Raw genomic sequence first — 14,990 nt, 5'->3', positions numbered from 1 at the left:
GGAAGGCGGGAAGGCGCGATGGCGCCTAGAGTTCCCGACCGCCGCCGGTGACCGGCTCGGGCTGGCCAAGCGCCGCGTGGCTGGGCGCCGCGTGCTGGTGGCGGAACATCCGGTCGACGATCTTGCTGGACCAGTTCTTCAGCTTGTCCATGAACACGAACACCACCGGGATGTAGAGCAGCGACAGGAAGGTCGAGGTTATCAGCCCGCCGATGACCGCGATGGCCATCGGAGCGCGGAACTCGGTGTCGGCGCCGAAGCCCAGGGCCACCGGCATCATGCCCGCGGCCATGGCGACCGTGGTCATGATGATCGGCCGGGCCCGCTTGTGGGCGGCGTCGAGCAGCGCCTCGCGGCGGGTCATGCCGCCCTTCATGGCCATGATCGCGTATTCGACCAGCAGGATCGAGTTCTTGGCCGCGATGCCCAGCAGCATCAGGATGCCGATCAGGGTCGACATCGAGAAGCTGCTCTTGACCAGAACCAGCAGGCCGAACGCCCCGCCGATCGCCAGGGGCAGGGCGGCCATGATGGTCACGGGGTGGGCGAAGCTGCGGAACAGCAGCACTAGGACGACATACATCAGGAGGATGCCGGTCACGAGAGCGGCGACGAAGCCGGTGACCATCTCCTGGATGAACTCGGCGTCGCCCGCCGCCACTTCCTTGACGCCGGTCGGCAGGGTCTTGACCGACGACAGGGCGTGGACCCGCTTGCTGGCCTCGCCGACCACGATGCCGTCGAGTTCGGCGGTGATCTCCGCAACCCGCGAGCGATCCTGGCGCGAGATCTGCGACGGACCGGCGCCGTAGCGCACGTCCGCCACCGCGTTCAGCGGCACCGAACCGCCGTGGCTGGACGGGACCTTGAGGGTCTCCAGCACCGACATGTTCTCGCGCGCGTCGTCGGTCAGGCGCAGGCGGATCGGCACCTGGCGGTCACCGAGGTTGTACTTGGGCAAGGACTGATCGATGTCGCCGATCGTGGCCACCCGCACGGCCTGGGAGATCGCCCCGGCCGAGACCCCGGCCCGTGCGGCCTGGTCGGGCTTGGGCGAGACGATGATCTCGGGCCGGGCGATGGCCGCGGTGTTGACCACGTTGGCCAGGCCCGGGACGGTGCGCATCTGGGACTCGACCGCGCGGGCGGCGGCTTCCAGCTGCGGGCCGTTGTCGCCGACCAGGCGCAGGGTGTAGCTGGAGCCGTCGCTGGGACCGCCGCCGTTGTTGCTGCCGGCCCCGATCCGCGCGCCGGGGATCGCCTTGAACTGGTCGACCATCAGGCGGCTGAAGTCGCGCTGGCTCATTCGCTCGCCCTTCGGCGTCAGGTCGGCGGTCAGCTCGGCCTTGTTCACCCCGTCGTTGCCGACCGAGGCGTAGACCCCGGTCACCTCGGGACGGGCCAGCAGGTCGCGGGTCATGCGCTGGGCGATGGCGTCGGTCTCGTTCAGCGTCGCGCCGGGCGGCAACTCGACGCTGAAGGGCGCGCGGCCGCGGTCGGCCGCCGGCTGGAACTCGAACGGCAGGCGAGTGGCCAGGAAGCCGGTGCCGACCAGCATCGGAATGGCCAGCAGGGCCACGACGATCTTGTGCGACAGCGCCCAATTCAGGCTCTTCAGATAGGGACCCATCCACGCCGGGTCCTTGTCCGGCTTGTGGTGGGCCTTGAGCATGTAGGCGCCCATCAGCGGCGTCAGCATGCGGGCGACCACCAGCGAGAACAGCACCGAGACGCAGGCCGCCAGGGCGAAGGCCTTGAAGAACTGGCCGATGATCCCGGGCATGAAGCCGACGGGCGCGAACACCGCCACGATGGTGAAGGTGGTGGCCACGACCGCAAGGCCGATCTCGTCCGCCGCCTCCATGGCCGCGTGGTAGGGCGACTTGCCCCCGCGCATGTGGCGGACGATGTTCTCGATCTCGACGATGGCGTCGTCGACCAGAATGCCGACGGTCAGCGACAGGGCCAGCAGGGTGACCCCGTTCAGCGACTGGCCCAGCGGCGCCATGACCGCGAAGGTCGGCAGCAGCGACAGCGGAATGGCCACGGCCGCCAGGAAGGTGGCGCGCCAGTCGCGCAGGAACAGCAGCACCACCAGCACGGCCAGCAGAGCGCCCAGGCCCAGGGCCTCCAGCGAGGCGTAGTAGCTCTCCTCGATATATTTCACGTTCGAGGTCAGCTCGACGATCTTCAGCTCGGGGTGGGCCTTGTCGAGTTTTTCCACCTCCTTGCGGACCTTCTCGGCGACCTTGACCTCGGAAGCGCCGCGCGAGCGGACCATGTTGAAGGTGACGACTTCCTGGTTGTTGAACCGCGCCTGGTTGCGCGGTTCGGCCCAGTGGTCGGTGACCTCGCCCAGGTCGCCCAGGCGCACGGTCTCGCCGTTGTTGAGCTGGACGCGGGTCTCGCGCAGCTGGTCGACGGTGTTGGCCGCGCCCAGGGTGCGGATGGCGCGCTCGGAGCCGGAGACGGTCACCCGGCCGCCGGGCAGGTCGGCGTTGGCCGACTGCAGGGCCTGGCTGACCTCGGCCGCCGTCACGCCGCGGGCGGCCAGGCGGTCGGGGTCGAGGGCCACCTGGATCTCGCGGCTGACGCCGCCCTGGCGGTTGACCTCGCCGATGCCCTTGATGGCCAGCAGGGCCCGGCTGACGTCGTGGTCGACGAACCAGCTGCGTTGCTCGGGCGTCAGGGTCGGGGCCTGGACCACATAGGTGATCAGCGGATTGCCCGAGATGTCGATGCGGGTGACGTTGGGGATCTGCATGTCCTGCGGCAGCGAACTCTGCAGGTTGGACATGGCGTTGCGGACGTCGTTGGTGACCCGCTCGTGGTCGACGCCCAGTTCGAATTCGATGAAGGTCGACGAGAAGCCGTCGCCGACGGTCGAGCTGATGTGGCGCACCTGGCCCAGGCCCGCGATCGAGTCCTCGATCAGCCGGGTGACCTGGGTTTCCAGCTCGGTCGGGGCGGCGCCGGGCCGCGAGGCGTTGACCACCACGAGCGGCAGGTCGACGTCCGGGTTGTCATTGATCCGCATGCTGCTGAAGCCGGAGATCCCTGCGATGGTCAGCAGCACGAACAGCAGGAGGACGGGGATCGGGTTCTTGATCGCCCAGCGCGAGATGTTGTTGTGGTTGGGGCTCGGGTTGTCCATCGCGATCCCCTAGCGGTTGGCGGCGACGGCGGGCGCCGTCCGGGCGGCCGAGGCGCCGGCGATGCGCACCGCGTCGTTGTCGCCCAGGAAGCCGGCGCCCTCGACCACCACCCGCTCGCCGGCGTTCAGCCCTTCGGCGGACGTCTGGTCGGTGTTGCGCGCCAGGATGTCGATGCGGCGGAAGCGGGCATGGTTGCCGGCGTCGACCACGAACACGCCGGGCTGGTTCTGGCGATAGAGGATGGCGGCGGTCGGGATGGTCGGGGCGGGGCGGTTGCCCGCCGCGATCTGGGCGCGGGCGAACATGCCCGAGCGGAAGCCGCCGCCCGGCGCCAGGCTGATGCGGGCCAGGCCGACCCGGGTCTGGACGTTGACCTCGGACGTGACGATGCGGACCGTGCCCGTCGTCTGCCCGACCTGGTCGGAGGAGACCGTGGCCGGCATGCCGGCCTTGACGGACAGCAGGTCGGCTTCGGGAATCTCGGCGTCCAGCTCCAGCCGCCCGTCGCGGACGATGCGGAACAGCTCGGTCCCGGCGGTGACGATCTGGCCCTTGGTGACGCTGCGGCGACTGATCAGGCCCGAGACCGGGGCCCGGATGGCGGCCTGGCCGAGGCGGGCGATCGTCTCGTTCCGCGAAGCGTCGGCGGAAGCCAGCTGGGCGGCGGCGGTCTGCTGGCGGGCGGTCGCGGTGTCCAGCGAGGACTGGGACAGGTAGCCCTTGGCCTGCAGTTCGCGCGAGCGGCCCAGCGCGGCCTGGGCCTCGGCCAGGGTGGCCTTGGCGCTGGCCACGGCGGCTTCCTGCTGGTGCAGCTGGGCGCGCAGCATGGTGTCGTTCAGGGCGACCAGGATCTGGCCCTGGCGTACGGTCTGGCCTTCCTCGGCGTTGACCGACACGGCGGTCAGGCCGCCGGTCTCGGCGCCGACCGGCACCTCTTCCCACGGCGTCACGGTGCCTGAGGCGTTGATGATCCGCGGCAGCGACTGGATGGTCACGGCGGCCACGCTGACGGTCTGGCTGGCGGTCAGGGAGGGCTTGGGCGTCTTGGCCTTGGCCTTGTCGCCATGGTCGCAAGCGGTCAGGCCCAGGACGCCGATGCAGAGCACCACGGGTAACGCAGTCGAACCCAGGCCGCGTTTGTTGTTCCGATGATGCACGACCACCTCAGCTCCGATAATTTGAACAGCCACGCCTTCTAACCGAGAAACGCCGTTCACCGGATTAAATGATCGTAAGGAGGCCGAACAGCGTCAGGCGAACTCGCCCGGGGCCGGTTTGGCGCGCCGGCCCGCGTTCCAGGCGCCGACCAGAAGCGCGCCCATCACCAGGTAGCTGATCAGGCTGCCGGCCACGTAATAGGCGCGGGGGAAGATCTGCCGGTCGATCGCGGCGGCCAGGTGAATCAGGGCGGCGACGCCCTGGAACGCCGTCGCCGCCATGGTCCACCAGCGATCGGCCGTGAGGGCCAGGTACAGCAGGACCAGCAGCAGCGACAGGTCGACGACGAAGACGCCGCTCTGAACGCCCAGGGTCTGCTGAGCGTCCTGCATCAGGGGGCTGACGAACCAGGCCATGGCCATGGCCGCGGCGGCGATCCGCTCAACCCAGCGCCCGCGCCAGACGGCAAGGCCGCAACACGCCAGCAGCATGGCCAGGCTGAACAGTTGGTCGGGAGTCTGGACGTACATCGGCGGGGTTCCGAAGCGGCTTCGGCGGAGCGTCGAGAGCACAGGGTATCCCCACTCCGACGCAAACCGAAGTCGCGGGCCCGATCACATGTGGGGGTGCATGATCGGGCCCGCGGCGCGAGGCCTGAGCGGGGAGGGGTCAGGCGACTTCGCGCGTCGTCGGCACGGCCCGGAGGCTGCCGATCAGGCTGGGCGGCGGCTTGACGCCGCCACCGCCGAACGAGACGGCCGAAAGGCCGATGTCGTGCTGGGCCTTGCTGAGGCCCCGATGGGTTTCCAGGATGTTCTGCCGGGCCACGCCCAGGGCGCGCATCGTCTCGATCGCGCTGATGAGCGCGTCCTGGCCGATCATCACCGACAGGTTGGCGGCCTCCCGCGAGGCCGGCATCAGGGTGGTCAGGGCGGCGGTGCTGGCGATGGCCGCGTCGATGGCCTTCTCGGCGGCGAACAGGGCCTCGGCGACGGCCTCGGCGGCGTTGCGGCGTTCCTTGAGCATGACGGTTCTCCTGGCGCCGCGTGGGTCTTGGGACGGCGCGTCATCGGGGTGAAGCTTGGGGCGCGGTCGGGGCCGGTCGGCCTAGAAGAGGCCCCGAAGGGCGTGCAGGCCGGCGAGCAGGGAGCCGAACGCGAAGGTGGTCGCGAGCATCACGGCGGCGATGAAGGCCAGCCGATGGCCGAGTGTCAGGTCATTGGGGCCTCCCCAATGTCCGAACGGGCGGGAGACAGGAAGCTCTCGTCCATCAAGGCGCCCGCCACGCAGAGGATCTCGCGCAGCACCATCTCCGGCGGCTTGAAATTCGCCTGCTTGCGCGTCGCGCTGACCAGGTCCGAGGCCATCAGGGCGCTCTGAGCGGACGCCGCAAGACTGGCGAGCTGTCGCTCCAGCTCCGTCCAGGTGAAGCCCGGCGCCAGCTCGTCCTGCGAATTGAGCGTCGGCCAGGTCTTGTGAAAGTTCAGGGCGTCGCGGCGCAGGCCGATGGCCTGGTCGATCGCGTCCTTCTGCGAGTCCGTGAGTGGCGGCACGTGCTGTTCCTTCCTCGATGTCGCGATCTTGGTCGTGATCTGGGGCCTGAGGGCCGGGCGATCGCGAAACCTCGACGAGGTCAGGAGAACTGGAGGAAGGCGCGGGGGCTAGCCCCGTCGTGTCGGACCCCGACGCGATCGGAGGGGGGGCGGTGGAGGCCCGGCCGCGCGGCGAGACCAGGCGGGCGGCCTCGTAACGGTCCGCTACGCCCAGACGTCGCCGGGCCTTGTCCAGGTGCCAGTCGACCGTGTGCTTGGACAGGCCGAGACGGCGGGCGATTTCCTTGGAGCTGAGATGCTCGTCCACCAGGCGAAGGCAATCGCGCTCGCGCTCGGTCAGCCGGTCCATGCCGCTCACTGTCTGGTCCAAGCCATCGGCCCCCACGGTCATGGAGCGATTGTATTCCGACGGCGTTCGACCGCAAGATGCAGCTAGGCTTGGGGCAGGTCCGAGGCCGCCAGGCTGGACGAGACCTTCCACAGGTCGATCGCGCCCTCGGTCGCGTGGCGGTCGATCTCGCCCAGCTCCCGCGCCGTGAAGTCCAGGGTGTTCAGCGCCGCCAGCGAGTCCTCCAGCTGGGCCACTGTGCGCGCGCCGATCAGGGCCGAGGTGACGCGCGGGTCGCGCAGCACCCAGGCCAGGGCCATCTGGGCCAGGCTCTGGCCGCGGGCCTTGGCGATCGCGTTCAGCGCCTGGATGCGGGCCAGGTTGTCGGCGCTGAGCAGGTGGCCGCCCAGCGAGCCCTCGCGGGCCGCGCGGGAGTCCTGGGGCACGCCGCCCAGGTACTTGCTGGTCAGCATGCCCTGGGCCAGGGGCGAGAAGGCGATGCAGCCCACGCCCAGGTCTTCCAGGGTGTCGAGCAGGTCGTCCTCGATCCAGCGGTTCAGCATCGAATAGGACGGCTGGTGGATCAGCAGCGGCACGCCTTCCGACTTCAGGATGGCGGCGGCCTGGCGGGTCAGCTCCGGCGAATAGGACGAAATCCCGACGTACAGCGCCTTGCCCTGGCGGTGCAGGTGGGCCAGGGCGCCCATGGTCTCTTCCAGCGGCGTCGTGGGGTCCACGCGGTGCGAGTAGAAGATGTCGACATAGTCCAGGCCCATGCGCTTGAGGCTCTGGTCGCAGCTGGCGATCAGGTACTTGCGCGAGCCGCCGATCTTGCCGTAGGGGCCCGGCCACATGTCCCAGCCGGCCTTGGTCGAGATCACCAGTTCGTCGCGGTGGGCGGCGAAGTCGCTGGCCATCACCTTGCCGAAGTTCTCCTCGGCCGAGCCGTAGGGCGGGCCGTAGTTGTTGGCCAGGTCGAAGTGGGTGACGCCCAGGTCGAAGGCGCGGCGCAGGATGGCGCGGCCGGTCTCGAAGACGTCCGCGCCCCCGAAGTTCTGCCACAGGCCCAGCGAGATCGCCGGCAGGTCCAGCCCGCTGCGGCCGGTGCGGCGGTAGGGCATGGCGTCATAGCGGTCGGCGGCGGCGACGTAGGGCTTCTGCACGGCGGAGGTCCTGTGTGGAGAGGGCGCGGGGTGTGGAGGGAATGGCGCGGAATCCGGTCGTTGTCACCAGGGCTGTTCCACCGCTCATAAGGTTGTCATCCCGGAAGCCTCGCAGAGGCTGTCCGGGACCCAGGGGACTGGGCTTATGCCTTGCGGTTCACCTGGATCCCGGACAAGCGCTGCGCCCGCCCGCCGTCAGGCGGGCCGCTTGCGCGACCCGAGGCCGGGATGACAACGGAGGGAATGGGCTACCGGGGAACCAGCGCCTCGTGGATCGGCGTCACCCAGGCGTCGTTCTTGATGTCGTAGGCGATGAAGTCGCTGTCGAACTGCCAGTAGGCCCAGGCCCAGCCGCGGGCTTTGGCCTCGCGGGCGGCGGCGGCGGTGTAGGCGGCGCGCGAGGCCATGTCGCCCTTGTCATAGGCGCCGAACTCGCCCAGCAGCATGGGCCGGTCGTGGGCCCTGGCCCAGGCCTGGACGCCGTCGAAGTCGGCCTTCATTCGCTGGCGCTCGGCCTGCGTGCCCCAGGTGACGCCGGTCTTGGGCGTGGCGGGGTTCCACGACGCGCCCTGGTGGGTGAACTCCATGGGCAGGTAGTAGTGGACGGTGGCGATCAGGTGGCGGTCGCTCCGCGGCAGCTCCAGTTGGTCCAGGTGGCCGATGTTGTTCCAGAGGGCCGGGCCGACGACGACGTTGCGCGTGGGATTGGTCGCCCGCACCACCGGCAGGAGCTCGGCGATCCAGCTGTTCCAGAGCGCGTCGGTCAGGCCCTTGTTCGGTTCGTTCAAGAGCTCGAAGATCACCCCGTCGGGCGCGTCCTTGTAGCGTTCGCCGATCTGCTTCCAGAAGGAGACCAGCCTGGGCTTGCAGGCGGCGGGATCCTCGCCGCAGGCGTTGAAGTCGTGCTCGTCCAGGATGACCGTCAGCTTCTGGGCCAGGGCGGCCTCGACCACCTGGTCCAGCGTCTTCAGCCAGGCCGGGTCCAGCTGGTTGTCGGCGCCCATGTGCGAGAAGGCGTGCAGGTTCAGCCGCACCGCGTCGAAGCCGCCGTCCTTGATGGTCTTGAAGTGCCGCATCTGGAAGCGGGCCTTGGCCGGGTCGTTCCACAGCGGATCGTAGCCGAGGACGTTGATCCCCCGGGCCATGGCCTTGACCTGGTCTCCGGCCGAAATTTCGCGCGCGGCGGCCGGCGTGGCGGCCAGGACCGAGAGCAGGGCAGCGCAGGCGGCCAGGGCGCCGGTATGGGCCTGGAGGGCTTTGAGCATGACGTTTCCTCGGTCAGCCTCTGCGGGCCTTGGTTTGACAACGTTGTCAAGCTTTAGCCGGAAGCGACGCACGCGCAAGCCCGATCGCGCGCGGCCGACCGGTCAGGCATCGCGACGCGCGGCTTCGGACTCGGTGCTGGGCGAGGCGGCGCGGATCAGCTCCAGCACGTCGACCAGGATCACCTGCATGGCCTTCTGCGCCGCCTCGGCGTTGCGGGCGAAGATGGCGTTCGCCACGTCCTCGTGCGACGGGATCGAGGCGGTGCGGCCCTTGATGCGGTTGGTGAAGCGGATCGAGATCCGCAGGGCGGTGTTCACCAGCTCGTGCAGGTCGCGGTAGAACGGGTTCTTGGTGGCGTTGAGGATCGCCACGTGGAAGGCGATGTCGGCCGTCAGCGGATCGTCCTCGCCCTCGGCCGCGATCTTCATGCGATCCAGCGCCTTGCGGATGCCGTTCAGCCCGGACTCGTCTGCGTTGCGGGCGGCCAGGGCGGCGGCGGCGGGTTCGATGCCCAGCCGCATCTCGGTGAATTCGGCCAGCAGGCGCAGGGAGAACTTGCGCTCCAGCATCCAGCGCAGGACATCGGGGTCCAGCAGGTTCCACTCGGTCTCCGGCTCGACCACCGTGCCGTGGCGGGGACGGGCGCTGAGCAGGCCCTTGGCCGTCAGCATCTTGACCGCCTCGCGCGTCACGGTGCGGCTGGCCCCGAACTGCTTGGACAGCTCGCCCTCGGTCGGAAACCCGATCTGGGCGTATTCCCCCGTGACAATGGCCTGGCCCAGGGACTCGACGAGTCCATAGGTCAGACTGAGGCCTGGCTGCGTGCGGATCACCAAGTTGTCGCCCCCAAAACGCTTCTCTAGTTGGTCGTCGTCGAAATAGGTCAGACCTTGTGTAGCGTGCTTCGTCCACGCCCGGAACAATCATGTCAAAGACGAGAGCCCCGCCACGGCAACCGTGACGAGGCCTTCGAGCTCAGGTCTGGGCGGTCGTCGGCGCGAACACAGTCCCGGCCCTCACCACCAGGTGGCGTAGAGGGCGATCAGGATCAAGATCACGCCCAGGCCGGCGATATTGAAGCCGGTGGTGGTCTTGTAGCTGACCCCCTCCAGGGTGACGACGTTGACGTCCTTCTTCTGCGGCGCGACCAGCGAGACGATGATCGCCGCGGCCAGGGTCAGCAGGAACACCAGGCCGACCCGGTTCATGAACGGGATCACGAACACCCCGGCCTTGTCGGCGACGAAGAAGGCGCCCGACAGGGCCGCGCCGCCGATCGCCGCGACCAGGGCCGAGGCGGTGGTGGCGCGCTTCCAGAACAGGCCCAGGATGAAGATCACCACGATGCCCGGCGTGAAGAAGCCGGTGAAGTCCTGGATGAACTGGAAGGCCTGCTCGGCCTTGCCCAGCAGCGGCTTGGCCATGAGGATACCGACGATCACCGCGACGACGGCGGTGATGCGGCCGACCGTGACCAGGTGGCGCTCCGAAGAGCCCTTCCGGACCTTGGCGTAGACGTCCAGGGTGAAGATGGTGGCGATCGAGTTGATCTTGGCGGCCAGCGACGCGACGATCGCGGCCACCAGGGCGGCGAACACCAGGCCCAGCACGCCGGGCGGCAGCAGCTTCATCATCTCCGGATAGGCTTGGTCGGGCTTGGCCAGGCCGGGCACGAGCACCAGGGCGGCGATGCCCGGCAGCACGACGATCACCGGCATCAGCAGCTTCAGATAGGCGGCCAGGGCGATGCCCTTCTGGGCCTCGGCGATGTCCTTGGCGCCGAGGGCGCGCTGGATGATGTACTGGTTGAAGCCCCAGTAGGAGACGTTCATCACCCACAGGCCGCCGAACAGCACGGAAAGGCCCGGCAGGTCCTTGTAGTGCGGATTATCGCGCGACAGGATCATGTCGAACTTGTCGGGGAACTGGGTGGTCAGCTGGTTGAAGCCGGCCAGCAGGTCGCCGTGGCCGATCTTGGTCAGCGACAGGAAGACGATGATCAGGCCGCCGGTGATCAGCAGGGCCACCTGGACGATGTCGGTCAGGGCCACGGCCTTCAGCCCGCCCCACAGCTGGTAGGCCAGGGCGAAGACGCCGATGATCACCAGGGCGGTCATCTGGTCGATGCCGGCCACCGTGTGGATGGCGATCGAGCCCAGCCACAGGATCGAGGTCAGGTTCACGAACACGTAGAGCACCAGCCAGAACAGGGCCATTACGTTGCGCACGCTGGGGCCGTACCGCTGTTCCAGGAACTGCGGCATGGTCGAGATGTTGTTCTTCAGGAAGATCGGCAGGAAGAACTTGCCGACGATCAGCAGGGTCAGGGCCGCCATCCACTCGTAGGAGGCGATGGCCAGGCCCAGGGCGTAGCCCGAGCCGCTCATGCCGATGATCTGCTCGGCCGAGATGTTGGCGGCGATCAGCGACGCGCCGATCGCCCACCACGGCAGGGCCTTGCCGGCCAGGAAATAGTCGGTGGAGTCCTTGCGGTGGCCGCCCTTGTCGCGGCTGACCCACTGGGCCAGGCCGAAGATGGCGACGGCGTAGATCGCCAGGATGACGAAGTCGATGGTTCTCACTGGGGTCCCCCCTTTAGGGCCGGCGTCTTTGTCGTTGCTGTACGATCGCTAGCGCGCGGTCTGTTCCGCCCAGGCGGCGACCAGGGTCCTGGCCCGCTGGCCAACCTCCTCGGCCGTGTAGCCCGGGCGATAGAGTTCGCCGCCGACGCCGATGCCGGCGACGCCGGCCTCGATCCACGGTTTCAGATTGGCCGCCCCGACCCCGCCGACGGCGTAGACCGCGATGTCCTTGGGCAGCACGTCGCGCACGGCCTTGATGTGCCCAAAGCCGTAGGTGCCGGCCGGATAGAGCTTCAGCGCCTTGGCCCCGGCCTTGACGGCGACGAAGGCCTCGCTGGGCGTGGCGAAGCCGGGCATGACGGTCAGGCCCAGGCCCACGGCGTGCGAGATCACCGAGGCGTCGGTGTTGGGGGTGACGATCAGCTTGCCGCCGACGCCCGCCACCTGGTCGACCGCTTCCGGCGACAGGACCGTACCCGCGCCGCAGAGCACATGGTCGCCAAACGCGGCGCACAGCTTGCCGATGGTCGTCAGCGGGTCGGGTGAGTTCAGCGGCACCTCGATGGCCTCGATCCCGGCCTCAACCAGGGCCGCGGCGATGTCGAGGATCTCGTCATGCTTCACCCCGCGCAGGATGGCGACGATGGGCGGCGTGTTCGCGGCGGTCGGGCTAGGCAAGGACATGAACTCCACTGTTCTGGGGCGACGACAAGGTCGCAAGGCCGGCCAGGACGGCGGAATCGCCGTCGACGGCCACGCTGGAACCGCCATGGGCGGCGATGGCCTGGGCGTAGAGGGCGCTGAGGGCGGGGGCTCCGATCAGCGACACCTGGCCCAGGTCGCCGAACCAGCTTGCGGTGGCCGCGACGTCGCTCCCGATCAGCAGGCCGGACAGGAAGCCCATGGCCTCGTCCTTGGGCAGGCCGTCCAGCAGTTGCCGGCTGCGGGTCTCGAAGATCAGGTGCGGCAGCCGGGCGGGACCCTGTTCGACGATCCGGGCGACGCCGCGGGCGAAGCCCTCGGGCGATTCCGGCCCGTCGTCGGGCGCGGCCTTGGCCAGGATCGAGTGCTCGCGCAGCAGGGCGTAGAGCTCGCCGACCGGGGCGGTCAGGAAGCTGGCGATCGCCCCGTCCTCGACCACCACCCACTTGGTGTGGGTGCCAGGCAGGGCCAGCAGGTGGCGGCCCTTGGCCAGGTCGGGGTTCAGGGCCAGCGCGCCCAGGATCTGGGTCTCCTCGCCACGCATCACGTCGGGGCCGCCCAGGGCGTTGCGGCACGACAGGCCCGGGACGATGGCGACGGGCAGGCCGTTGGCGTCGAGATGCAGCAGCTGCTCGCGGATGTCGGCGGCGTTGGCCGGGCAGGGGGCGTAGGCCGCCTCGGCCCAGCCGTTGCGCGACCCGACCATGCCGCACAGCAGGGCCAGCGAAGGCTTGGCCTCGCGCCAGTCGCCGACCAGGTCCAGGAAGGTCTCGCGCGGCGAGGCCTCGAGCGCGCCGATGCCCGGCCCGTCGCGGCGGTCCAGCACGCTCTTGCCCTGGCGCAGGTAGAGCCGCAGGCGCGAGGTGCCCCAGTCGCCGAAGATCGTGACGGAATTGTCCATGGGGTTCATCTAGTGCGACTCGCGGGTGACGACCGAGCCGCTGGCGCCGACCAGGAAGTCCAGGTCCGCGCCCTTGTCGGCGCCCAGCACGTGGTCGATGTAGAGCTTGGCGTAGCCGCGGGTGGCCTTGGGCGCAGGCGGGTTGGCGCGCCAGGCGGCCAGTCGGGCGGCCAGCTCCTCGTCGGGGATCAGCAGGTTCAGCGACCGGGTCGGACCGTCCAGTTCGATCTCGTCGCCGTTCCGGACCACGGCCAGCGGGCCGCCGGCGTCGGACTCGGGCGAGACATGCAGGATCACCGTGCCGAAGGCCGTGCCGCTCATCCGGGCGTCGCTGATACGGACCATGTCCTTGACACCCTTTTCCAGCAGCTTGGTCGGCAGGGGCATGTTGCCCACTTCCGGCATCCCCGGATAGCCCTTGGGGCCGCAGCCCTTGAGCACCAGGATCGAGCTGGCGTCGACGTCCAGGTCGGGATCGTCGATGCGGGCGCGGAAGTCCTCGATGGTCTCGAACACCACGGCCTTGCCCCGGTGGCTGCACAGCTCGGGGCTGGCGGCGCTGGGCTTCATCACCGCCCCGCCGGGGGCCAGGTTGCCGCGCAGCACCCAGATGCCGCTGTCGGGCTTCACCGGCGCCTCGACGCTGCGGATGACCTCGGCGTTGAACACCTCGGCCTTCTCGTACTGCTCGCCGATCCGCACGCCCGAGACGGTGGGGGCCTCGGGGTTCAGGAACGGGGCCATCTGCTTCATCACCGCCGGCAGGCCGCCGGCATAGTGCAGGTCTTCCATCAGGAAGCGGCCCGAGGGCTGCAGGTCGACCAGCAGCGGCACGTCGCGCGACAGGAGGTCGAAGTCCTCAAGGCTCAGCTCGACGCCCAGCCGGCCGGCCAGGGCCAGCAGGTGGACCACGGCGTTGGTCGAGCCGCCGATCGCGGCGTGGACGCGCAGGGCGTTCTCGAAGGCGGCGCGGGTGGCCACCTGCGACATGGTCAGGCCGTCATGCACCATGCGCACGATGGTGCGGCCGGTGTGGTGGGCCATGGCGGCGCGACGGGCGTCCACGGCGGGAATGGAGGCGTTGTAGGGCAGGCTCATGCCCATGGCTTCGACGATCGCGGCCATGGTCGAGGCGGTGCCCATGGTCATGCAGGTGCCGGGCGAGCGGCTCATGCCGCTTTCGGCCGACATGAATTCCGGCAGGGTCATCTCGCCGGCCCGCACCGCCTCGGAGAACTTCCATACGTCGGTGCCCGAGCCGATGTCCTTGCCGCGGAACTTGCCGTTCAGCATCGGGCCGGAGCTGACGACGATGGTCGGCAGGTCGACGCTGGCCGCGCCCATCATCTGGCCGGGCGTGGTCTTGTCGCAGCCGCCCAGCAGCACGACGCCGTCGATCGGGTTGCCGCGGATCGACTCCTCGACGTCCATGGCCAGCAGGTTGCGGAACAGCATGGCCGTCGGCCGCATCTGGGTCTCGCCCAGGCTGATGGCCGGGAATTCCAGCGGCAGGCCGCCGGCCTCCCAGACGCCGCGCTTCACGTGCTCGGCGATGTCGCGCAGGCCCGCGTTGCAGGGGGTGATCTCCGACCAGGTGTTGCAGATGCCGATCACCGGCCGGCCGTCGAACACGTCGTCGGGTAAGCCCTGGCTCTTCATCCAGCTGCGATGGATGAACCCGTCGCGATCCAGCTTTCCGTAGCTGTGGCCGCTGCGGAACCTGCCGCCCCCGTTTCCCTGACTCATAACCAGCCCTAACGCCGCGGTCGAAGCCGCTCAAAAACCCATTTAGCGCATTTATAGTATTATACTGGCGGTCGCAAACACCTGGGGCGCCGTGACGCATTGCGCAAACGACCTGAGGCTGTGATTCTCCTGACGTGACGCGGGTTTGCTGCAAAACCTGTGGCGCAAAAGTCGCCCTTCACACCGAAATGATAGCGCTATCAATTTCGACTTGTAAGTCGGAATTATATGACTAAAGGTCCCGGTCAGATCGTGTGACCGCCGTGCGCGGCGCACGTCACCGACGCCTTTGAAGAGCGTCGGGACGGATCTCACCTCGGGGAAGGAAACCGCAATGTCACCTCATCATTCTCGTCGCAGCGCCATGTTCTTGGGCGCGTCAGCGCTCGTCATCTGCGCCGCTCTGCCGGCCGTCGCTTCCGCTCAGACGGCTCCG

Annotated in this window: 12 protein-coding genes and 1 pseudogene; all 13 read right to left on the bottom strand. The window is 68.8% G+C overall.

Annotated features, from left to right (window positions below; translation table 11 throughout):
* Positions 1 to 25: 25 nt before the first annotated feature.
* The 13 genes and pseudogenes from ACSQ2G_RS03945 to ACSQ2G_RS03885 all read right to left on the bottom strand — a co-directional run bounded on the left by ACSQ2G_RS03945 (position 26) and on the right by ACSQ2G_RS03885 (position 14,554).
* Complete coding sequence (locus tag ACSQ2G_RS03945; protein ID WP_436028446.1) at positions 26 to 3,154, bottom strand: efflux RND transporter permease subunit; 3,129 nt, start codon at positions 3,152 to 3,154, stop codon at positions 26 to 28.
* Between the two features lie 9 nt (positions 3,155 to 3,163).
* Complete coding sequence (locus ACSQ2G_RS03940; RefSeq protein WP_436028445.1) at positions 3,164 to 4,264, bottom strand: efflux RND transporter periplasmic adaptor subunit; 1,101 nt, start codon at positions 4,262 to 4,264, stop codon at positions 3,164 to 3,166.
* 141 nt (positions 4,265 to 4,405) lie between these two features.
* The gene (locus ACSQ2G_RS03935; protein ID WP_436028444.1) at positions 4,406 to 4,843 is read right to left on the bottom strand and encodes a hypothetical protein; all 438 of its coding nucleotides are present in this window, start codon (positions 4,841 to 4,843) and stop codon (positions 4,406 to 4,408) included.
* A 139-nt stretch (positions 4,844 to 4,982) separates the two neighbouring features.
* Positions 4,983 to 5,339: a hypothetical protein gene (locus ACSQ2G_RS03930; RefSeq protein ID WP_436028443.1), complete on the bottom strand. Its 357-nt coding sequence runs from the start codon at positions 5,337 to 5,339 to the stop codon at positions 4,983 to 4,985.
* A gap of 185 nt (positions 5,340 to 5,524) precedes the next feature.
* Complete coding sequence (locus ACSQ2G_RS03925) at positions 5,525 to 5,866, bottom strand: hypothetical protein (protein WP_436028441.1); 342 nt, start codon at positions 5,864 to 5,866, stop codon at positions 5,525 to 5,527.
* Positions 5,867 to 6,056: 190 nt separating this feature from the next.
* Positions 6,057 to 6,215: pseudogene (locus ACSQ2G_RS03920) on the bottom strand (helix-turn-helix domain-containing protein); the annotation flags it as partial.
* Between the two features lie 83 nt (positions 6,216 to 6,298).
* The gene (gene mgrA, locus ACSQ2G_RS03915) at positions 6,299 to 7,315 is read right to left on the bottom strand and encodes an L-glyceraldehyde 3-phosphate reductase (RefSeq protein ID WP_436028932.1); all 1,017 of its coding nucleotides are present in this window, start codon (positions 7,313 to 7,315) and stop codon (positions 6,299 to 6,301) included.
* 290 nt (positions 7,316 to 7,605) lie between these two features.
* Positions 7,606 to 8,622: a glycoside hydrolase family 5 protein gene (locus ACSQ2G_RS03910; RefSeq protein WP_436028439.1), complete on the bottom strand. Its 1,017-nt coding sequence runs from the start codon at positions 8,620 to 8,622 to the stop codon at positions 7,606 to 7,608.
* A 102-nt stretch (positions 8,623 to 8,724) separates the two neighbouring features.
* A complete protein-coding gene (locus tag ACSQ2G_RS03905; RefSeq protein ID WP_436028931.1) occupies positions 8,725 to 9,453 on the bottom strand; it encodes a FadR/GntR family transcriptional regulator in 729 nt (242 codons plus the stop codon).
* Positions 9,454 to 9,639: 186 nt separating this feature from the next.
* Entirely contained in the window at positions 9,640 to 11,205 is a 1,566-nt protein-coding gene (locus ACSQ2G_RS03900) for a sodium/sugar symporter (RefSeq protein WP_436028437.1), read from the bottom strand.
* Positions 11,206 to 11,253: 48 nt separating this feature from the next.
* The gene (locus ACSQ2G_RS03895; protein WP_436028435.1) at positions 11,254 to 11,883 is read right to left on the bottom strand and encodes a 2-dehydro-3-deoxy-6-phosphogalactonate aldolase; all 630 of its coding nucleotides are present in this window, start codon (positions 11,881 to 11,883) and stop codon (positions 11,254 to 11,256) included.
* Positions 11,876 to 12,808, bottom strand: coding sequence for a 2-dehydro-3-deoxygalactonokinase (locus ACSQ2G_RS03890; protein ID WP_436028434.1), 933 nt, complete (start codon positions 12,806 to 12,808; stop codon positions 11,876 to 11,878). Before ACSQ2G_RS03890 ends, ACSQ2G_RS03895 begins: the two co-directional genes overlap by 8 nt.
* Before the next feature lie 9 nt (positions 12,809 to 12,817).
* Positions 12,818 to 14,554, bottom strand: coding sequence for an IlvD/Edd family dehydratase (locus ACSQ2G_RS03885; protein WP_436028432.1), 1,737 nt, complete (start codon positions 14,552 to 14,554; stop codon positions 12,818 to 12,820).
* Positions 14,555 to 14,990 lie beyond the last annotated feature (436 nt).

The sequence above is a fragment of the Caulobacter sp. LjRoot300 genome (genome assembly GCF_964253875.1).
GTDB lineage: Bacteria > Pseudomonadota > Alphaproteobacteria > Caulobacterales > Caulobacteraceae > Caulobacter.
This window is presented reverse-complemented; position numbering and strand designations above follow the sequence as displayed.

Excerpts from the sequence above, each read along its gene's own strand:
- ACSQ2G_RS03945 (WP_436028446.1), bottom strand. The coding sequence starts at position 3,154 with ATGGACAACCCGAGCCCCAACCACAACAACATCTCGCGCTGGGCGATC.
- ACSQ2G_RS03935 (WP_436028444.1), bottom strand. The coding sequence starts at position 4,843 with ATGTACGTCCAGACTCCCGACCAACTGTTCAGCCTGGCCATGCTGCTG.
- ACSQ2G_RS03930 (WP_436028443.1), bottom strand. The coding sequence starts at position 5,339 with ATGCTCAAGGAACGCCGCAACGCCGCCGAGGCCGTCGCCGAGGCCCTG.
- mgrA (WP_436028932.1), bottom strand. The coding sequence starts at position 7,315 with ATGCCCTACCGCCGCACCGGCCGCAGCGGGCTGGACCTGCCGGCGATC.
- ACSQ2G_RS03910 (WP_436028439.1), bottom strand. The coding sequence starts at position 8,622 with ATGCTCAAAGCCCTCCAGGCCCATACCGGCGCCCTGGCCGCCTGCGCT.
- ACSQ2G_RS03890 (WP_436028434.1), bottom strand. The coding sequence starts at position 12,808 with ATGGACAATTCCGTCACGATCTTCGGCGACTGGGGCACCTCGCGCCTG.
- ACSQ2G_RS03885 (WP_436028432.1), bottom strand. The coding sequence starts at position 14,554 with ATGAGTCAGGGAAACGGGGGCGGCAGGTTCCGCAGCGGCCACAGCTAC.